Annotated in this window: 17 protein-coding genes and 1 pseudogene; 8 read left to right on the top strand and 10 right to left on the bottom strand. The window is 70.5% G+C overall.

What is annotated here, in order from left to right:
* Positions 1-43: 43 nt before the first annotated feature.
* Positions 44-1,285: an endonuclease/exonuclease/phosphatase family protein gene (locus ACZ69Q_RS01705; RefSeq protein WP_471034507.1), complete on the top strand. Its 1,242-nt coding sequence runs from the start codon at positions 44-46 to the stop codon at positions 1,283-1,285.
* A 66-nt stretch (positions 1,286-1,351) separates the two neighbouring features.
* Here ACZ69Q_RS01705 and ACZ69Q_RS01700 read toward each other — a convergent pair whose 3' ends face one another.
* From ACZ69Q_RS01700 to ACZ69Q_RS01685, 4 genes are read right to left on the bottom strand one after another with little or no spacing between them, the layout of a single operon-like run.
* Positions 1,352-2,101 carry an ABC transporter ATP-binding protein gene (locus ACZ69Q_RS01700; RefSeq protein ID WP_471034502.1) on the bottom strand — a complete coding sequence of 250 codons (750 nt, stop codon included), beginning with the start codon at positions 2,099-2,101 and terminating at the stop codon, positions 1,352-1,354.
* A gap of 37 nt (positions 2,102-2,138) precedes the next feature.
* Complete coding sequence (locus ACZ69Q_RS01695; RefSeq protein ID WP_471034499.1) at positions 2,139-2,990, bottom strand: ABC transporter permease; 852 nt, start codon at positions 2,988-2,990, stop codon at positions 2,139-2,141.
* The gene (locus ACZ69Q_RS01690) at positions 2,987-3,724 is read right to left on the bottom strand and encodes an ABC transporter permease (RefSeq protein WP_471039992.1); all 738 of its coding nucleotides are present in this window, start codon (positions 3,722-3,724) and stop codon (positions 2,987-2,989) included. Before ACZ69Q_RS01690 ends, ACZ69Q_RS01695 begins: the two co-directional genes overlap by 4 nt.
* 43 nt (positions 3,725-3,767) lie before the next feature.
* A complete protein-coding gene (locus ACZ69Q_RS01685) occupies positions 3,768-4,742 on the bottom strand; it encodes an ABC transporter substrate-binding protein (RefSeq protein WP_471034496.1) in 975 nt (324 codons plus the stop codon).
* 122 nt (positions 4,743-4,864) lie between these two features.
* On the opposite strand from ACZ69Q_RS01685, the gene ACZ69Q_RS01680 reads away from it, so the two are divergent.
* The gene (locus ACZ69Q_RS01680) at positions 4,865-6,112 is read left to right on the top strand and encodes a cytochrome P450 (protein ID WP_471034492.1); all 1,248 of its coding nucleotides are present in this window, start codon (positions 4,865-4,867) and stop codon (positions 6,110-6,112) included.
* Between the two features lie 18 nt (positions 6,113-6,130).
* Here ACZ69Q_RS01680 and ACZ69Q_RS01675 read toward each other — a convergent pair whose 3' ends face one another.
* The 4 genes and pseudogenes from ACZ69Q_RS01675 to ACZ69Q_RS01660 form a co-directional block, all read right to left on the bottom strand.
* Entirely contained in the window at positions 6,131-7,312 is a 1,182-nt protein-coding gene (locus ACZ69Q_RS01675; protein WP_471034487.1) for a damage-control phosphatase ARMT1 family protein, read from the bottom strand.
* Positions 7,313-7,333: 21 nt separating this feature from the next.
* Complete coding sequence (locus ACZ69Q_RS01670; RefSeq protein WP_471034482.1) at positions 7,334-7,981, bottom strand: ScbR family autoregulator-binding transcription factor; 648 nt, start codon at positions 7,979-7,981, stop codon at positions 7,334-7,336.
* Positions 7,982-8,053: 72 nt separating this feature from the next.
* On the bottom strand, positions 8,054-8,455 hold the full coding sequence (locus ACZ69Q_RS01665; RefSeq protein ID WP_471034479.1) for an AfsA-related hotdog domain-containing protein: 402 nt from the start codon (positions 8,453-8,455) through the stop codon (positions 8,054-8,056).
* A 127-nt stretch (positions 8,456-8,582) separates the two neighbouring features.
* A pseudogene (locus tag ACZ69Q_RS01660) lies at positions 8,583-8,723 on the bottom strand (ScbA/BarX family gamma-butyrolactone biosynthesis protein); the annotation flags it as partial.
* A gap of 319 nt (positions 8,724-9,042) precedes the next feature.
* Here ACZ69Q_RS01660 and ACZ69Q_RS01655 point away from each other — a divergent pair.
* Positions 9,043-9,720 (top strand): ScbR family autoregulator-binding transcription factor, encoded by a 678-nt coding sequence (locus tag ACZ69Q_RS01655; protein WP_471034477.1) that lies wholly within the window; start codon positions 9,043-9,045, stop codon positions 9,718-9,720.
* A gap of 144 nt (positions 9,721-9,864) precedes the next feature.
* On the opposite strand, the gene ACZ69Q_RS01650 is transcribed toward ACZ69Q_RS01655, so the two are convergent.
* Positions 9,865-11,673 (bottom strand): S8 family peptidase, encoded by a 1,809-nt coding sequence (locus ACZ69Q_RS01650; protein WP_471034474.1) that lies wholly within the window; start codon positions 11,671-11,673, stop codon positions 9,865-9,867.
* 363 nt (positions 11,674-12,036) lie between these two features.
* Here ACZ69Q_RS01650 and ACZ69Q_RS01645 point away from each other — a divergent pair, with 363 nt between their 5' ends.
* Positions 12,037-12,987, top strand: coding sequence for a lytic polysaccharide monooxygenase auxiliary activity family 9 protein (locus tag ACZ69Q_RS01645; RefSeq protein WP_471039989.1), 951 nt, complete (start codon positions 12,037-12,039; stop codon positions 12,985-12,987).
* Positions 12,988-13,021: 34 nt separating this feature from the next.
* On the opposite strand, the gene ACZ69Q_RS01640 is transcribed toward ACZ69Q_RS01645, so the two are convergent.
* Positions 13,022-13,675: a Tat pathway signal sequence domain protein gene (locus ACZ69Q_RS01640; RefSeq protein WP_471034472.1), complete on the bottom strand. Its 654-nt coding sequence runs from the start codon at positions 13,673-13,675 to the stop codon at positions 13,022-13,024.
* Positions 13,676-14,353: 678 nt separating this feature from the next.
* Here ACZ69Q_RS01640 and ACZ69Q_RS01635 point away from each other — a divergent pair.
* The 4 genes from ACZ69Q_RS01635 to ACZ69Q_RS01620 all read left to right on the top strand — a co-directional run bounded on the left by ACZ69Q_RS01635 (position 14,354) and on the right by ACZ69Q_RS01620 (position 17,661).
* Positions 14,354-15,046 carry a DUF6230 family protein gene (locus ACZ69Q_RS01635; RefSeq protein ID WP_471034470.1) on the top strand — a complete coding sequence of 231 codons (693 nt, stop codon included), beginning with the start codon at positions 14,354-14,356 and terminating at the stop codon, positions 15,044-15,046.
* Positions 15,046-15,456, top strand: coding sequence for a DUF6114 domain-containing protein (locus tag ACZ69Q_RS01630; protein WP_471034466.1), 411 nt, complete (start codon positions 15,046-15,048; stop codon positions 15,454-15,456). Before ACZ69Q_RS01635 ends, ACZ69Q_RS01630 begins: the two co-directional genes overlap by 1 nt.
* 165 nt (positions 15,457-15,621) lie before the next feature.
* A complete protein-coding gene (locus ACZ69Q_RS01625) occupies positions 15,622-16,425 on the top strand; it encodes an SAM-dependent methyltransferase (RefSeq protein WP_471034463.1) in 804 nt (267 codons plus the stop codon).
* Between the two features lie 240 nt (positions 16,426-16,665).
* Positions 16,666-17,661: a substrate-binding domain-containing protein gene (locus ACZ69Q_RS01620; protein WP_471034460.1), complete on the top strand. Its 996-nt coding sequence runs from the start codon at positions 16,666-16,668 to the stop codon at positions 17,659-17,661.
* The last annotated feature ends 120 nt before the right edge of the window (positions 17,662-17,781 follow it).

The raw sequence follows: 17,781 nt of genomic DNA, 5'->3' as shown, positions 1-17,781 counted from the left end.
GCTTCGTATGTCCCCCTGTGTCCCCTCCCGCACCGGAGTCGCGATGAACCCCACCGGATCCCTCTCCCGCCGTACGGCGCTGGCGTCCCTCGCCGGGGCGGCGCTGGCCACGACCGCGGCGCTCCCGGCCTCGGCGGCCGAGCGGCACGGCCGCCGGTCCGTCCGGTTCGCCACCTTCAACGCCTCCCTGAACCGCTCCACCCAGGGCGCGCTGATCACCGACCTGTCCACGCCGGACAACGCCCAGGCGCGCAATGCCGCCGAGACCATTCAGCGGGTCGACCCGGACGTCCTGCTGATCAACGAGTTCGACCACGACGACCAAGGCAGAGCGGTCCGGCTGTTCCTGCGCAACTACCTGGCCGTGGGGCACAACGGGGCGAGTCCGGTCCGCTTCCCGTACCACTTCACCAGCCCCGTGAACACGGGCGTCGCCACCGGCGTGGACCTCGACGGCAAGAACGGCGCCGTCACGACGCCCGGCTCGGACGCGTACGGCCAGGACGCGTACGGGTACGGCTGGTTCCCGGGGCAGTACGGCATGGTCGTGCTGTCGAAGTTCCCGATCGACACGCGCGCGGTGCGCACTTTCCAGCGCTTCCTGTGGAAGGACATGCCGGGGCACCTCATGCCGCCCGGCTACTACAGCGACGAGGCCCGCGCGATCCTGCGGCTGTCGTCGAAGAGCCACTGGGACGTACCGGTGTGCATCGGGCTCGACACCGTGCACTTTCTGGTCTCGCACCCGACGCCGCCCACCTTCGACGGCCCCGAGGACCGCAACGGACGGCGCAATCACGACGAGATCCGGCTGTGGGCCGACTACATCGGCGGGCGCCGGCGAAGCTCCTACCTGTACGACGACAGGGGCCGGCGGGGCGGGCTGCGGCCTGGCGCACGGTTCGTGATCGCGGGTGACAACAACGCCGATCCGTACGACGGCGACAGCTACGACCACGCGATCAGGCAGTTGCTCGACCACCCCGCGGTGAACCTCCCGGCCACACCGCCGGCCAGCGCGGGCGGCGTGGAGGCGGCGAGGCTCCAGGGCGGCGCCAACACCTCGCACCTCGGCAACCCCGCGTACGACACCTCCGACTTCGGCGACACGGCTCCCGGCAACCTGCGGGTCGACTACGTCCTGCCGTCCAAGGGCCTGACTCCGGGTTCGAACGGCGTCTTCTGGCCCACCTCCGACGACCCGCTGTACCGGCTGGTGGGCAACGGAACGACGGTGCCGACCTCCGACCACCGGATGGTGTGGCAGGACGTGCGGATGGGCTGAGCGGACGGGGGTCGCATCGGGTGGGCCGTATCCCGCCCGGCCCGCCCTGGGAAGTGCGGGTCGGAGCTATCTGTTGCGCACCGCCCGCCCCACCTCCGACCTCAGTGCGACGAACTCCGGCAGACCGCGGGTCGTGATCTGGTCCCGGGGGCCGGGGAGTTCGACCGGCAGGTCCAGGACGACCTCGGCGCCGGGGCCCGGGGAGAGCACGACGACGCGGTCGCCCAGGTACACGCTCTCGTCGATGTCGTGGGTGACGAAGACGATCGTCGCGCCGTCCGTGCGGTGGACCTCCAGGAGGAGGTCCTCCAGGTCCTCGCGGGTCTGGGCGTCGAGCGAGCCGAAGGGCTCGTCCATCAGGAGCAGGGAGGGGCGGCAGACCAGGGCGCGGGCGATGGCCACACGCTGCTGCATGCCGCCCGAGAGCTGCCAGGGGTGACGGCGGGCGGCGTCCGTCAGGCCGACCCGGGCCAGGATGCGGTCGGCCTCGGCCCGGCGTCGCGCTCGCGGCAGGTCCCGGCGGCGCAGCGGAAGCGCCACGTTCTCGCGGACCGTGAGCCAGGGATAGAGGGAGCGGGCGTAGTCCTGGAAGACCACGGCCAGGTTGTCCGGGACGCCCCGCACGGGCGTGCCGTCCAGGGTGATCGTGCCCTCGTACACGGGCAGCAGGCCCGCGATGGTCCGCAGCAGGGTGGACTTGCCGCAGCCGGACGGGCCCACGACACACAGCAGTTGTCCGTCCGGCACGGTGAGGGAGATGTCGTGCAGGACCTGGTGGTCGCCGTAGCGCCGGCCGACCGCGTCTAGGCGGAGCATGGCTGTCCCTGGGCGGAGGTGGTTGGGGGCGTAACGGTCATACGGTCGTCGTTCTCCCCCTGCCGACGAGTCGCTTCTCGACCGCCAGCAGGCCGGTGTTGAGGAGATGGCCGAGGGCGCCGAGCAGGACCAGCGCCGACCAGACGGTGAGCAGGTCGGAGCGGGACTGGGCGTCGGTGAGTGTGAAGCCGATGCCGTTGGCGGTGCCCGGGAGGAGTTCCGAGAAGACCATGAGGATGAGGGAGAGGGAGAGGCTCAGGCGCAGTCCGGCGAAGATGCGGGGCAGCGCGGAGGGCAGGATCACGAAGCGGAGCCGTTCGACCGGCGTGAGGTGCAGGACCGCGGCGACGTCGATGCGCAACGGGTCGGTGTCGCGGGCCCCTTCGGCCGTGTTGATCAGCACCGGCCAGACGGCGCTGAAGACGATCGACGCGATCTGCATGGGCGTACCGAAGTCGAGGAGCACGACGAAGACGGGGACGAGGGCGGGCGGCGGGACGGCTCGGGCGAACTGCAGAACGGGGTCGCACAGGGCGTACACGCGCCGCGAACGGCCGATCGCCACGCCGAGCGCGATCCCGGCGACGGCGGCGATCCCGAACCCGGCCGCCATCCGCCCGAGGCTGGGCAGGATGTTCCCGACGGCCTCCTCGGTGAGGAACATATGCCGGGCGGGCCCCGAGAACCAGAGATCGACAGCGTGCCCTGCGACCTGCGCGGGCGGCGGGAAGTACACGCTGCCCCGCCCTGCGGCGACCAACTGCCAGACGGCCACGGCCAACGCGAGCACGAGCCAGCGCAGGAGGGCGTTGCGTACGGCGGCGGAGGCGGGGGCGTGGCCCTCGCGCCCCGAACCCCGCGGCGGCACTCCCGCCTTCGCCCCCGTCACCCGACCTCCCGCCGTCCCGGCGTCCACGGAAACAGCCTCCGCTCGCCCCACACCAGCGCCCCGTTGATGACCAGCCCGAGCACCCCCGCCCACACCACCCCCGCCAGCACATCCCGCGTGCCGTCCGTGGCCAGGCCCGCCTGGGCGATGAAGATGCCGAGTCCCTCTCCGAAGCCGGAGAGGATTTCCGTGGCGACGGCCAGGATGAGGGCGACCGCGGCCGAGATACGGATGCCGGCGGCGATGAAAGGAGCCGTGCCCGGCAGTTCGACGCGGAGCAGGACGGCGAGGCGGCCGAAGCCGAAAGCGCGGAGCGTGTCCTTGGCCAGGAGGTCGGTCTCGCCGAGGCCGTAGACGGTGTTGAAGAGGATCGGCCAGAGCGACGCGTACGTCACCAGCGCGACCTTGGTCTCCGTGCCAGATCCGAGCAGCAGGGAGACCAGGGGGATCAGCGCGACGGACGGCAGCGGCCGCAGGAACTCGACGATCGCGCGTGCGGCGGCGTCGACGACCGGCACGCTCCCGAGGACCAGACCGACCGGGACGGCGATGGCGATGGCCAGCGCGAGACCGAGCGCCCAGGCCCGCAGCGTGGCGGCGATGCCGTCCAGGAAGGAGGAGTCGCCCGCCAGCTCCACGGCCCGGGCGAGGACTTCCGAGGCGGGCGGGAGGTAGCTGTGCCGCACGAGTCCGGCGCGGGACACGACATCGCAGGCAGCGAGGGCGAGTAACACCCCCAAAGCACCGAGGGCGACTTGTTCCTGACGCGCCCTCACGTCACTTGACCAGCAACGTCGCCGGATCGATCGGCTTCTTCAGCATCCCCTGTTTCGTCATGAGGTCCGTGAGCCGGGTGAGCTGCGCGGCTTCCATGACGGGCGGGAAGACGGGCAGGTCGATGGACTCGGCCTGCTCCTCGCTCACCTTGGTGTACGTCGGCAGGGCGTCCCGTACGACGGACGGATCCTTCTCGGCGATCTCCACGGCCGCCTTGATGGCGCGCTGGAACGCGGCCAGTGTCCTGCCGTGTCCGTCGGTGTAGTCCCCCGTGCTGATGTAGCCGCTCAGCGGGATGGCTTCCACGGGCGCCGACGCGCCGTCGACGAGGGCCCTGGCCTTCAGCTCGTCCTGAATGGCGCTGTCGTAGGGCTCGACCGCGTGCACGGCGTCGACCTGCCCCTTGTCCAGGGCGGCACCCATCTGCGGGAAGGGAATCGCCCGGTAGACGGGCTTGCCGACACCCTGTTTCTCCAGGATCTCGTCGAAGGTGAGTGACTGGACGTTGTTCAGGACGTTGACCGCGAGCTTCTTGCCCGCGAGGTCGGCGACACTCTTGATGTCCGAGTCCTCGGGCACGAGGACCTCCATCATGCGCGGCGCGGCCCTGATCGCCTCGGCGACGATCCGGATGTCGAGGGTGCCCTTGTCTTGGGCCTGGAGATAGGTCACGTAGTTCGCGCTGGCGACCATGTCGATCTGCCCCTTGGCCAGGGCGGGCAGCGCCTGGAGACTCTGCTGGATCTGCTGGATCCGGACGTCCAGCCCCTCCTCCTCGAAGAGGCCGCGGTCCCGCGCGATGTAGAGGGCGGCACAGTCGATGAGGGGCAGGGCCGCCACCCTGACGGTCTCCCGCCCGCCGGTCCCGGACGAGGCGTCCCCGTCGTCGCCGCAGGCCGTGGCCGCCATCAGCATGAGGCCGGCCGCGGCGGCCGCCGCAGTCCTCGTTCCCGAGCGCAATTGACGTAACGGCATGCCGTCATGACTAGCAAGGATTTGTCATGATCACCACATATGGCGGGTAACGCGCAGAGTCGGCACACCGACCCGGACGGGTCCGTCTGTCGGTCTTCACCGGTATGCGTCACCTTGGTCACATGACCTCCGTCCCCGACGTCTTCGACCCCCGGCAGTACGCCACCGGCGTCCCCTACGACGCCTACCGCGTCCTGCGCGACCACCACCCCGTGGCCCGGCAGGACGAGCACGAGGTGCTGGGCTGGCCGGCCGGGCCCGGGTTCTGGGCGGTGACCCGGCACGCGGATGTCGTCCGGGTGCTGAAGGACTCGGAAACGTACTCGTCGTCCGTCGGCGCGACCCAGATCCGCGATCCCGACCCGGACGATCTGCCGTTCATCCGGCGCATGATGCTCAATCAGGATCCGCCGGGGCACGGCCGGTTGAGACGGCTCGTGAGCCGTGCCTTCACCCCGCGCCGCGTCGACCGCTTCGTCCGGGTGGCGCAGGAGCGGGCCCGCACACTCCTGTCGCACGCCCTGGACACGGCCCGCGCGGCGGACGGCGCCGTGGACCTCGTCGGTGCCGTGACCGACGACTACGCCCTGCTCAACCTCGCCGACCTGCTCGGCGTACCGGAGGCCGACCGCAAGCTGCTGTTGCACTGGACGCAGCGGGTCATCGGCTACCAGGACCCGGACGAGGCGGGCCCGCGGATGCTGGACGGCCGGGGCAGGCCGGTCAATCCGCGCTCCCCCGCGATGCTGAGGGACATGTTCGCCTACGCCCGCCGACTGGCCGAACACAAGCGCCGCTTTCCCGACGACGACGTCATGACCACGCTCGCCCACGACGCCGAACTCTCCGGTCCCGAGCTGGACATGTTCTTCTTCCTGCTCACCGTCGCGGGCAACGACACCGTCCGCAGCGCGGCGCCGGGCGGGCTGCTGGCCCTGGCCGAGCACCCGGAGTGGTACGAACGACTGAGGACCGGCGACGTCGAACTCACCACCGCCGTGGACGAGTTGCTGCGCTGGCACCCTCCGGTGCTCACCTTCCGCCGCACGGCCGCCGAGGACACCGAGCTCGCCGGCCGGCGTATCCGCGCGGGCGACAAGGTGGTCGTCCTCCACGCCTCCGCCAACCGCGACGAACGGGTCTTCACCGACCCGGACCAACTGGACCTGTCCCGCGCGCCCAACCCGCATGTGTCCTTCGGCGACGGCCCGCACGTCTGCCTGGGCGCACACTTCGCCCGGCTCCAGTTGCGGGTGCTCTACCGGGAGACCCTGCGGGCGCTGCCGGTGCTGCGGCCGGCGGGACCGCCCGAGCGACTGGTGTCGAACTTCATCAACGGCATCAAGTCGCTGCCGGTGCACGTCACTTGAGCGGAGCGGCGGCAGCCGTCAGGTCCGCACCTGGATCAGCGCATGGGTCCCGCCGGTCCGCCACTTCTGGCCCTCCGCCGCCACCAGCGCCGCCTCCGTGCGGGCGGACAGGCCGGTGATCACGTCGGACTTCAGGGTGCGCAGGGCGGCGACGGGCCCGGGGAAGTATGCGGTGACGTCGGCGAACGGCGTGGTCGGCGGCCAGAGCCGGTCACCGACCAGGCGACGGTAGTTGAGGTCGCCCTTGAGGATCGTGAGGGTGGCGGCGCCGAGCTCCTCACGCAGGTCACCGGGCATCTGCGCGTACGGCAGCGGGCCACCGGAGAAGGGGTGGGCACGCACGGTGAGACGGCCGTCGGTCAGCGCCGACCAGAGCGTGCGTCCGTACGCCGCCGCAGCGCCCGGTGACGAAACCAGCCGGCGCAGGGCGTCGAGCACATCGGCGTGCGTGGCGTCGGAGACGTAGTAGGGGTACGGCTTGATGTGCAGGACGGCACGTGCGATGCGGCCCCGGTCGAGGAGGTGGGCGATGAGGAGCAGGTCGGGGACGAGTTCACGGCCCGCGTTGTCGGCGATCAGGCACAGGGTGGCCGCGCCGGAGGGCGGGAGCAGGGACCAGAGGGCCTCGCTGTCGTCGGCCACCAGGGGCGGGGTGTCCGAGGAGGTCTCGTCGTGCGCGGCCGACAGCCGGAAGCCGAGGTCGGCGCGGTTGCCCCACAGCGACCCGTGCAGCAGCGCCCGGTCCCGCTCGTCGGCGGGCAGGTCCGCGAGGGCGTCCAGGGCGGCCAGTTCCTCGTCGGTCTCCGGGGCGTCGAGTTCGGCCAGCTTGGAGGGCCGGAAGGGGTCGATGCCCTGCCAGGGCCCGGGGGCGAAGTAGCCGACGGCTTCGAGGAGTCGTCGATAGAAGTAGCTCTCCGACCACAGCCACGGCACATCGAACCAGGACCGGCCGGTGTACGCGTCCGCGCCCCAGGCCGTCCAGCGGTCCCGGTCGTGCGCGTCGGCGGGGAGCGGCTCGATCACACCCTTGGTGCAGGCGGCCAGGAGCGCGTCCAGGGCCCGGTGCCGCCCGGGGTCGTACGGGAAGGACTCCCGCACCTGTCGGATGATCGCCGGGTGGCGTTCGGCGAGCACGCTGTACGGGAACGAGCCGGGTTCGTTCCCGAGGAGCACGGGCGGGGTGTCGGACCTCTCGGGCATGCGCTCACCGTATCGCCCGCGTCATACGGCTTTGATCTCCCGCTCGAGCTGTGTCGCGAGCGCGAGATAGCGGGCCCGGCGGGGCACCGGGACCAGGCCGCGGATCATGATGTGCCACATCTCGGCCACCCTGCGGGGCTGGCGTGCCACCGGCTCCAGGGAGCGGCCGACCACGCGGGTGCCGACGAAGAAGCAGACCAGGGCGTGTGCCGCGGCCTCCGCGTCGACGTCCGGGTGGATGTCGGACTCCTTGGCGGCGCCGAGGAGTCGGCGGGTCGTGATGTCCAGCAGCTCGGCGAACGGGTGCCGCAACGGCGGGTGTATGACCACTCCCCCGGTGGCCAGGCGCAGTCCGGCCCGGGTGATCGGGCCTTCGACGGCCAGGCGCGTGATGCCGAACGTCGTGCGCATCAGCGCCTCCAGCGAGGTGTGGCCCCGGGCGTCCATCTCGCTCGCCACCTGACGGGACGCCCTGGACTGGAGTTCCATGATCGCCTGGGCCAGGTCCTCCTTGGCCGCGAAGTGGAAGTACAGCGCCCCCTTGGTGACTTGGGCGTGCTCGACGATGTCGCTCAGGCTGGTCGACTCATAGCCGTGACGGTCGAACAGCTCGGCGGCGGCTGTGAGGATCGTGGTGCGGGTCTGTTCGGCGCGTAACTGCCTCGCCATCGGCTGGCTCTCCTGAGAAACGGGAAAAGAACGGGTCATGCCGTTTGTTTCTTACTCCCTGTACAAGATAACTCACCCGTCCACAGTGCCCACCTCGCACTCGAAGACCGTCATTTCCCCCTGCCGCCCCAGCACTTGCATATCGGCGCCGAGCACCCCTGTCCCGTCGAATGCCTCTATCCATGCGGGCAGGTCGAGTTCGGTGTAACGGTGGAAGACGGCGTGGAACGAGACCGGCGTCCGACGGCCGTCCGAAGACCGGGCGCGCACGGCCTGGCGGGCGGCTTTCAGCAGCAGCATGCCGGGAACATGATCGAGCGGATGATCGAAGAAAACAGCATGTGCGGTATCGACTCGCAGCCGCCGGCGGCCGGAACGGCCGCACGGCGCGAGGACGACGTCCGCCGGCAGGGCACGGTCCACGACGCCGGGCGGCAGACCGGCCGGGCGGGCGCCGCGCTGGGCGACGAGCATCGGTGACGGTGAGGTCAGGAACCGGTTCAGCGGGTGTCGCGCCGACGGCCGACCGCTCGGTGAGCGCGCTGTTCCGCACCTCCTTGAGCACGAACTGATGGTCCAGCGGGACGTCGTAGGCCGTGTGCGCGAGGAGGTTGCCGGCCTGGCGGGCGGTTTCGGCGACGAGTAGGGGTTCGTACGCCGACCGGTCGGGCGACACGTGTAACTGATGAGCTCGGGGCCGCTCGGCGAAGACCGTGAAACGGCCGGGCTCTTCGTCGGCCATACCAGTGAGAAACGTTTCCGCCGGCGACGCTCGGTGCACCGGCTCGCGGAGTACGGTGGCGGTCAGGCCTTCCGGCGCCTTGTGGGCTGCGGCGAACGGGGTCGCGGCGAACCGGCGCGGATCAGACATGCGTCCTCCTTGGGTCCCCCGTATGTGCCATGGCAAACGGCGAGGTGCCCGTGCCGCGAGCGTTAGAGTACGAGCCGACCGGTTTGTTTTCAATGCGGCCTGGGGTCGCCCGGCCGGGCCCGAACCGCTCCGGCGCACGCCGGGCACGCCGACCGACTCGGGCGCAGCCGGACATCACAGAGGGGCTGATATGGCGAGGCAGGAGCGCGCCATCAAAACGCGGAAGGTGATCCTGGAGGCCGCGGGGGCCGTCTTCGACGAGCACGGTTACACCGCGACGACCATCGCGATGGTCCTGGAGCGGGCCGAAGTGACCAAGGGCGCCCTGTATTTCCACTTCCCCTCGAAGGAATCCCTCGCCCAGGCCGTGCTGGACGAGCAGATCCCGCGCGGCGCGGTGCCGCCGCAGCCCTGCAAGCTCCAGGAACTCGTCGACATCACCTACGTGTTCGGCCAGCGGCTGCTGAACAACTCCCTGCTCAAGGGCAGTGTGCGGCTGGCGGTGGACCAGTGCACACCGCCCGGCGTCGACCACTCCGGCCCGTTCCGGCAATGGGCGGACCATCTCGTCGTGGTTCTCGAAAAGGCCCGTGACCAGGGCGAGTTGCTGCCCACTGTGGAGCCGAGGCAGACGGTGGAACTGCTGGTCGGGGCCTTCGCGGGCATCCAGTTGATGTCCCGGGCGCTGACCGACCGGGTGGATCTGGCGGAGCGGATCTCGGTGCTGTGGGGTCACATCCTGCCGAGCATCGCGGTGCCGGGGGTGCTGACCGGCATCGACCGGAGTCCCGATCGCGGAGTGCGTGTGCTGGCCGGCATCGAGGAGACCGACGCCGACGAGGCGGAGCTGGACCTGTCCCGTCACTGAACGTGCGCGGGACCGACCGGAGTGACGGTTTCCGTCACACCTGCCGGCCCCCATGACATGTGGCGGGCCGGCCGATGCCCCATCCGCATCGGCCGGCCCGCCCGCTCGTTGCGCGCCCGCTCGGGGCCCGCGTTCAGTTGCCGCTCAGAAGGTCAGCTTCCAGCCGTTGACCCGGCCCGTGTCCTGGGCCGCGGTGTCCTGGACGCGCAGCTTCCAGGTGCCGTTGGCACTCTCGCTGGAGGCGTTCACCGTGTAGGTGGTGTTGACGTCGTCCGCGGAGTCCGAGGAGCTGGCGGCCTTCAGGCGGTACGTCGAGCCGTCCGGGGCGACCAGGTCGACGACCAGGTCACCGCGGTAGGTGTGGGTGATGTCCACGCCGACCTGGAGGGCCGAGGGGGCGTTGCCGGTGCGGCCGCTGACAGTGATCGGGGACTCGATCGCGGAGCCGTTGTCCGGGATGGAGACCGCGGTGGTGCTGGTGAAGGTGGTGCCCCCCGTGGAGCCGCCGGAGCTGCCGCTCACCGCCTGCACCGTCTTGGCCGCGTCCGCGAGGCCCGCACCGCAGCCGCCCGAGCAAGTACCGGGAAGAGCACGCGAGTTGGTCTTGATCGCGGACTCGATCTGGGCCGGGGTCAGCGCCGGGTTGGCCGACTTCATCAGCGCGGCCAGACCCGCCACGTGCGGGGAGGCCATGCTGGTGCCCTGGTAGTACTCGTAGCTCTCGGAGGACGGGCCCTGCGCGCCGGAGTTCAGCGTGGACAGGATGCCGTTGGCCGTGACGGAGTTGGTCTCGCCGCCGGGCGCGGCGATGTCGACGACCGAGCCGTAGTTGGAGTAGTAGGAGCGGTTCCCCTGGCGGTCGGTGGCCGCCACGCTGATGACGTTGTTGCAGCTTGCCGGCGAGTACCCCGAGGCGTTGGCGTTGCTGTTGCCCGCCGCGACGACGACCGTGGTGCCGCGGTTCACGGCGGCGTTGATGGCGCTCTGGGTCGCGGTGGAGCAGGCACCGCCGCCGCCCAGGCTCATGTTGATGACCTTGGCGACGTTGGCGTTCGCCGGGACACCGGAGACGGTGCCGCCGGAGGCCCAGGTGATGGCGTCGATGATGTCGGAGTCGAAGCCGCCGCACTTGCCGAGCACACGCAGCGGGGAGACCTTCGCGCCGTACGCGATGCCCGCGACGCCCTTGCCGTTGTTGGTGACGGCGGCGATGGTGCCCGCGACGTGGGTGCCGTGCCAGGAGGAGGTGGAGGCGGGGTCGCCGGACTGGCACTCATTGGCGGCGGTCCAGTCGCCCGGGTCGGCCGGGTTGCTGTCGCGGCCGTTGCCGTCGTTGCCGACCGTGGCATCGGAGATGAAGTCGTAGCCCGCGACGATGTTGGCGCCGACGTCGGAGTGGGAGACATAGCCGGTGTCGATGACGGCGACGGTCACCCCGCTGCCGGTGGCGACGTCCCAGGCACCCGGCACGTTCATGCCGGCGGTGGTCTCGAACAGGTCCCACTGCTTGGAGTACTCGGTGTCGTTGGGGGTGGCCAGCGGCTTGTTCAGCCGGTCCGGCACGACATAGGCGACCTGCGGGTCCGCCTGGTACTCGGCGACGACGTCGGCGACGTCCGTCCTGGTGAGGTTCTCGCCCAGGTCGACGAGGGCGGCGCCGGAGCCGAGGCGGCGCTGGAAGTCGACGTCCTCGCCGGCCTCCTCGCCCTTGGCGGCGGCGTCGGCCTCGGCGGCCTTGTTCGACTTGGCCTCGGCGGCGCCGGACTTGTAGCCGACGATGAGGCGCTCGGCCGGGGTGCCGGGAGCGGCCTCGGTCCGGGCGGCCGGGACGGCGGCTTCCGGGGTGGGGGAATCCTGGGCCACGGCGACCGAGGTGGTGGCGGCCGTGAAGAGCGCGGCGGAGACCGCGGCGACGGATATCAGCTTCCGTCTGAGGGAGGTGGAGGTACGCAAGGGGAGTGCCTTTCGTGGCCGGCCGTACTCCGGGCAGCGCGGAGCGGCGGACGTCTTCGCTTCGTCCTCGAAGCGGCGGGGGGTGTTTCGAAAGTGCGGGGCGTTGCGGCCGGCCTGGCATGAGCTGCGACCCGTTCGGGGTTACCTGTGGGTCGGCTGTGGTCGAACGATAGGCAAAGAAAAGGTCATCGGGATACAGGGGAAACCCTCGATCCGGCTGGAAACCCACCCTCTACGTCGGCCGGTTGACCGGTATTGACGCTCTCCGCCCGGTTCGTCGCGCACTGAACGCGCCGGGCCCGTTTCCCGTACTCCACGAGGACCCTGCCCATGCCGGCCGAGGAGACGTTCCGGATGTTCCGGATGCCCTGGATGAGATCGCACCGCTCCGCCCTGGCGGCCGCCGCCGTCACGCCGTTGCTGCTCACGGTGTGGGCCGCGGGCCCGGCCCGTGCGCACGGCGCACCGACCGATCCGGTCAGCCGGGTGTACGCCTGCTCGCCGGACGGCGGCAGCGCGTCCCGGACGGCGGCCTGCCGGGCCGCGGTCGCGTCGAACGGCGGGCCCTTCACGGCCTGGGACAATCTGCGGATCGCCGGCGTGAACGGCCGTGACCGCCAGGTCGTCCCCGACGGGAAGCTGTGCAGCGGCGGGCTGCCCGCCTACCGGGGTCTGGACCTGGCCCGCGCCGACTGGCCGTCGACCCGGCTCGCACCGGGCTCCGCACTGACCATGCGGTACGTCTCCACGATCCCGCACACCGGGACCTTCAAGCTCTACCTCACCAAGCCGGGCTACGACCCGACGAAGCCGCTGACCTGGTCCGACCTGCCGGACCGGCCGTTCGCGCAGGTGCGGGACCCGGCGCTGACGGACGGCGCGTACCGGCTCACGGCGAAGCTGCCGTCCGACCGCTCCGGACGGCATGTGCTGTTCACGATCTGGCAGAACAGCAGCACGCCCGACACGTACTACTCGTGCTCGGACGTGGTGTTCCCGGCCGGCGGGAGCGCCGGGACCGGAGGCGGTGGGGGCGAGGCGTCGGCCACGGCGAGCGCTCAGGGCGACGACGGCCCTACGGCTGCGACTCCTTCGGCGACCGCGAAGCCACGCGCGAGCGAGGGGCGTACGACCGCCCCTGCTGCCTCGGCCACCGGCGCCGAGACTCCGCGCACCCAGGGCGACAGCACACCGGTGGCGTCCACCGGGGCCGCCGGCTCGGGGCCGTCGACGCCGTTGCTGGCGGGCGGCGCCGCCGCGGTGCTGGTGCTCACCGGGGGCGCCGCCCTGGCGCTGCGGTTGCGCCGGAGGTGAACTCCGGTGCGGTGACGGCCGGTTGCGGGAGGCGTCAGTTGACGTAGACCGCCTCGCCGCTGCTGGTCACCGGGGCGTACTTGGCGGTGAAGTAGCCGTTGGCGAAGCAGAGGGACGAGCCGGAGACCTTGGCGAACTGCGCCCTGGTGAAGTTGATGCTGTTGTCGTCGTTGCTCGCCGTGCCGGCCAGGCTGGGCGCCTGGTAGACGCAGTTGATGCTGCCGAGCAGGGTCCGCAGGACGACCGTGGTCTGGACGGTGGAGCCCGCGGCCGGGGTCACGGAGACGGTGCCGTCGGAGCCCACGGCGGCGCTGTACGGCAGGTTGTTCACCGTGATGCTGGTGACGCCGAGCACGCCGACCACGTTGGTGGTGCAGCTCGCGGCGTTGAAGGTGTGCGCGGAGACCGACTCCGTCGCCGTGCCGGGCGCGCTCGGGTTGTCCGTCACGGTGGCCGTGAACTGCGACGACGTGCAGGAGATGCCGCTCGTGCCGGTCGCGCTGGAGTAGAACGTGGCGGCGGTGCCGCTCGCCAGCGGGGCGGTGAGGACCTCGCCGGCGGCGACCGCCGTACCGCCGACGGAGCCGGTGGTCAGGACGGCGCCGTCGGCCGCGGACGCGGGGCCGGCGAAGGGGAGGGTGAGGGCGGCGACGGTGCCGGCGAGGGTGAGGAGGGTGCGCGTGCGCATGCGGGTGTACCTCGTCTTTCGTTGCGGGGATGTGCCCTGAGGGTCTGAGGGCTCAGGGGGTTCGAGGGGGGACACATGGGCGGCAGGGGGATGCCGGGGGCCGCGTGTCCGCCGTTGCCGGTCCGTGACGCCTTCTCCGTACGACACGGACCGGCAACGGCCGCCCGCCGGTGGCCGGCCGGAGACCCTGGGGAGGGCTCCGGCCGGATCCGGGCGGGGGGTGCGACCGGCACGGACCGAGGGGAAGTGACCGTGACGGCGCCGTGGAGTGATCTCACGAAAAGGAAATGTGAAGGACATCAGGTCCGGGAACGCGGGCAGAGGCCACGCGGCGGCAGATCCGGCGCCACGGATCCAGGGGGAGTCAGGGAGAGTTGTAGACCTGAGGGTCAGTCAACGTCAAGGGTTCGCAAGGGAGTTGCGGTTACCTTGGAGACCTTTCGAGGTCCACGGGATCGCATGACCCACAGGTGGGACACATCCAACACCCTTTTTACACAACTACCTTGACCCTCGGGTGTAACCACCGGTAACTTCCGGGCTTGGCTACTGCGGAGTACGAGAAAGCCCTTGCACCCGCCGGGAGTTGTGAGGGGACGTGCGCCGTGGGCGCTGTCCGCGCCAGGACAACGTGCCGCTGATGCCCTACCCGCACTTTTTCTGCACCTGGGAGCAGTTATGGCCTCGTCCCCGGACGTCACCTCGTCCGCCGGAAACACCCCTGAGAACCCGGAAAGCGGTTCCGTGCCCGAAGCGTCCGAAACCCCCGACGGCCCCGCGAGACGCGGGCGGGTCCGGGCGCGCCGCGCCGCCGTGATGGCCGTGCCGGCCGCCCTGGTCGCCGGTGCGCTCGCCGTCCTCACCGCCGAGGGCGCGCTGGGCGTTCAGTTCGCCATCTCCGGCATGCCCTTCACGGTCACCGCGACCGAGCTCAACGGCACCGGCTTCGAGCAGTTCGGCGGCCTCGACCAGATGGCGCCGGGCAGCCCCAACGAGGGGGACACCGGCGGTCAGGTCCTGGTCGTCACGTCCGCGATCAAGAACGCGACGCTCACCAAGCTGTGCCAGAGCGTCGATCTCGGCGGCACGAATCTGCTCATCACCGCCGGTGGCGGCGCCGAGAAGGTGAGCGCGAGCGATCTCACCACCGACTCGACCGAGCTGTCGGGTGACGCGGCATTCAACAACATCGAGATCGGCAACGACGCGAGCACCCTCACCAAGGCCGGGGTGAAGGGGCCGATCGGTGTCTTCAGCCAGCAGGCGGACACCGTGCGCATCGCCAATCTGCGCCAGACCAACTACGCGACCACCGCCGGGGTGTTCAAGCTCCCCGGTCTGAAGCTGGGCTTCAGCAGCAAGGGGTGCTGATGAGCGGCCCGGATGGATTCCGGTCGGCCTTCCGTCGCTGGCGGGCCGACCGGCCGTTCTGGGGCGGGCTGCTGCTCGCCCTGGGCGGCGCGTGGATCCTGCTCACGATGAAGGCCTCGCTGAAGGTCGTTCTCCATGTCGGCATGCAGGGCCTGGCGGGGTATCTGCTGCCGGCCCTGATGGTGCTGCTGGGACTGCTGACCCTGTTCAATCCGGCGCAGCGGCTCTTCTATTCGATCACCGGGATCCTGGTGACCCTGGGCACCTGGCTCACGTCGAACCTGGGCGGGTTCTTCGTGGGGCTCCTGCTGGGTGCGGTGGGCAGTTGTCTCGCGTTCGGGTGGCTGCCGGACCAGGAGCCTCGGCGCAGCCGGCGCCGGCGGAGGAAGGAAGCGGCGACAGCGCCGTAGGGCTCGGCCGTGTTGGGCGAGTGCGGGTGTGTGGGGGCTGGTCGCGACCACGCGGCGGAGCCGCATGTGGATACAGCCCCGCGCCCCTACTAGGTTGGCAGGGTGAACGCCAACTTCTAGGCATGCATGCGTAATTGATGATGCCGAAGCCCCCAGGAGGCACTCATGGCCGCCGACGACATCGACACCGGACACCCCCACTCCGCCCGGATCTACGACTACATCATCGGCGGCAAGGACCACTACCCGGCCGATCGGGAGGCCGGCGACGCGATGGTGCGGGAGTGGCCCGCGCTGCCCGTCCACATGCGGGCCAACCGGGACTTCATGAACCGTGCCGTGCGCTACCTCGCCGCGGAGGCGGGGGTGCGGCAGTTCCTGGACGTCGGCTCCGGGATACCCACCTCGCCCAACATCCATGAGATCGCGCAGTCGGTCGCGCCCGGGGCACGGGTCGTGTACGTCGACAACGATCCCCTCGTACTGAAGCTGTCCGAGGGGCTGTTGTCCGGGACGGCCGAGGGCAGAACCGCGTACATCGAGGCCGACATGCGCGACCCGGCGGGCATTCTCGCCGCCCCGGCGTTCCGCGAGACCCTCGATCTCGGTAAGCCGGTCGCACTCGCCGTCATCGCGATCGTGCACTTCATGCTGGACGAGCACGACGCGACCGGCATCGTGCGCCGGCTGCTCGAACCGCTTCCGGCGGGCAGTTACCTCGCGATGTCCATCGGCACCGCCGAGTTCGCGCCGGACGAGGTCGGCCGGGTGGCCCGGGAGTACGCGGCGCGGGGCATGCCGATGAAGCTGCGCACCCAGAGTGAGGCGGCGGAGTTCTTCACCGGTCTGGACCTCGTCGAGCCGGGCATCGCCCAGGTCCACAAGTGGCGCCCGGACGGCAGGGGTACCGAGGTGACGCGGGACGAGGACATCGCGATGTACGGAGCGGTGGCGCGCAAGCCGGATTGACGGCTTTGCGGACGCAATCGACAGCGGCGGCCCAGGTTCCGGTTCGCCCTCCCGCCAGCGTTCATCACGATGTGGCAGCAACGACTTACACGGTGTTGTTGCACACTTGACTACCGATGGTCACACGCGATTGGCTCCGCCACAGCGAGAGTTCACCTGGTCGGCGAACCTCCCGTTCGGAGCCGGCCATTCTCTCGTTCGTTCCTCCGGCTCGGCCGCACAGCGAGGTGCCGCACCCTCATGAAGACTCCACCCCCCTCCCCCGCCCGCGTTCGCCTCGCAGCCCTCCCGGCCGCCGCCTGTCTGCTGCTGGCCGGGTGCTCCGCCGTCGGCGGGACCGACGACGCGTCCGGCGCGAAGACGACAGGCGGCGCACGGCTGAAGATCGCCCTGATCACGCACGGCGGTGAGGGCGACGCCTTCTGGGAGCTGGTACAGAAAGGTGCGCAGGTGGCGGCCTCCAAGGACAACGTCGAGCTGACCTACGCCGCCGACGACGACCCGGCCGGCCAGGGCGAGCTGATGCGGGACGCGATCCGGCAGAAGGTCGACGGCATCGCGGTGACCCTCGCCAAGCCGGCGGCGATGGCGGGTCCGGTCGCCGAGGCCCGGTCGGCCGGGATACCCGTGATCGGCCTCAACTCAGGTATAGACGACTGGAAGTCCGCCGGGCTCCTCCAGTACTTCGGCCAGGACGAGAGCGTCGCGGGTCGTGCCGTCGGCGACAAGCTGGACGACCTCAAGGCCAAGCACGCGCTGTGCGTGATCCACGAGCGGGGCAACGTCGCCCTGGAGGCACGCTGTGCGGGCGTGAAGAAGGCGTTCGGCGGCGAGACGGAGAACCTCTACGTGGACGGCACCGACATGGACGCGGTGACGGCGACCATCGGGGCCCGGCTGAAACAGAACTCGGACATCGACGAAGTGGTCACGAACGGCGCTCAGTTCGCGCTGGCGGCGGTGAAGTCGGTCGACCAGTCCCGCGCCAAGGCCCACGTCGCGACCTTCGACCTGAACAAGGACCTGGTCAAGGCGGTCCAGGACGGGGACGTGCAGTTCGCGGTGGATCAACAGCCCTATCTCCAGGGCTATCTCGCGGTGGACTCGCTCTGGCTCTACCGCACCAACGGCAACACCCTCGGCGGCGGCGAGGCGCCCGTGCTCACCGGGCCCGCCTTCGTCACGAAGGCGAACGTCGCCTCCGTCGCGGAGTTCGCCGCCAACGGAACCCGCTGAGCGGACAGTTCCCCCGACGGTGTCACCAAAGAATCGGTCACGCATGACGCGTACGCTCACGTGTACGGATAGCATCCTGCGCACCCCTTGTGACGTGCCGGACACGCAGTCACCCCTGGC

It is taken from the genome of Streptomyces sp. NPDC036764 (assembly GCF_055609385.1).
Note: the sequence above shows the minus strand (reverse complement) of the source record. Positions and strands in the feature narration are given on the sequence as shown.

What these genes read in the sequence shown, in the direction of transcription:
- ACZ69Q_RS01705 (WP_471034507.1), top strand. Translation starts at nt 44, where the DNA reads ATGAACCCCACCGGATCCCTCTCCCGCCGTACGGCGCTGGCGTCCCTC.
- ACZ69Q_RS01700 (WP_471034502.1), bottom strand. Translation starts at nt 2,101, where the DNA reads ATGCTCCGCCTAGACGCGGTCGGCCGGCGCTACGGCGACCACCAGGTC.
- ACZ69Q_RS01685 (WP_471034496.1), bottom strand. Translation starts at nt 4,742, where the DNA reads ATGCCGTTACGTCAATTGCGCTCGGGAACGAGGACTGCGGCGGCCGCC.
- ACZ69Q_RS01680 (WP_471034492.1), top strand. Translation starts at nt 4,865, where the DNA reads ATGACCTCCGTCCCCGACGTCTTCGACCCCCGGCAGTACGCCACCGGC.
- ACZ69Q_RS01675 (WP_471034487.1), bottom strand. Translation starts at nt 7,312, where the DNA reads ATGCCCGAGAGGTCCGACACCCCGCCCGTGCTCCTCGGGAACGAACCC.
- ACZ69Q_RS01670 (WP_471034482.1), bottom strand. Translation starts at nt 7,981, where the DNA reads ATGGCGAGGCAGTTACGCGCCGAACAGACCCGCACCACGATCCTCACA.
- ACZ69Q_RS01665 (WP_471034479.1), bottom strand. Translation starts at nt 8,455, where the DNA reads ATGCTCGTCGCCCAGCGCGGCGCCCGCCCGGCCGGTCTGCCGCCCGGC.
- ACZ69Q_RS01655 (WP_471034477.1), top strand. Translation starts at nt 9,043, where the DNA reads ATGGCGAGGCAGGAGCGCGCCATCAAAACGCGGAAGGTGATCCTGGAG.
- ACZ69Q_RS01645 (WP_471039989.1), top strand. Translation starts at nt 12,037, where the DNA reads ATGCCCTGGATGAGATCGCACCGCTCCGCCCTGGCGGCCGCCGCCGTC.
- ACZ69Q_RS01640 (WP_471034472.1), bottom strand. Translation starts at nt 13,675, where the DNA reads ATGCGCACGCGCACCCTCCTCACCCTCGCCGGCACCGTCGCCGCCCTC.
- ACZ69Q_RS01635 (WP_471034470.1), top strand. Translation starts at nt 14,354, where the DNA reads ATGGCCTCGTCCCCGGACGTCACCTCGTCCGCCGGAAACACCCCTGAG.
- ACZ69Q_RS01630 (WP_471034466.1), top strand. Translation starts at nt 15,046, where the DNA reads ATGAGCGGCCCGGATGGATTCCGGTCGGCCTTCCGTCGCTGGCGGGCC.
- ACZ69Q_RS01625 (WP_471034463.1), top strand. Translation starts at nt 15,622, where the DNA reads ATGGCCGCCGACGACATCGACACCGGACACCCCCACTCCGCCCGGATC.
- ACZ69Q_RS01620 (WP_471034460.1), top strand. Translation starts at nt 16,666, where the DNA reads ATGAAGACTCCACCCCCCTCCCCCGCCCGCGTTCGCCTCGCAGCCCTC.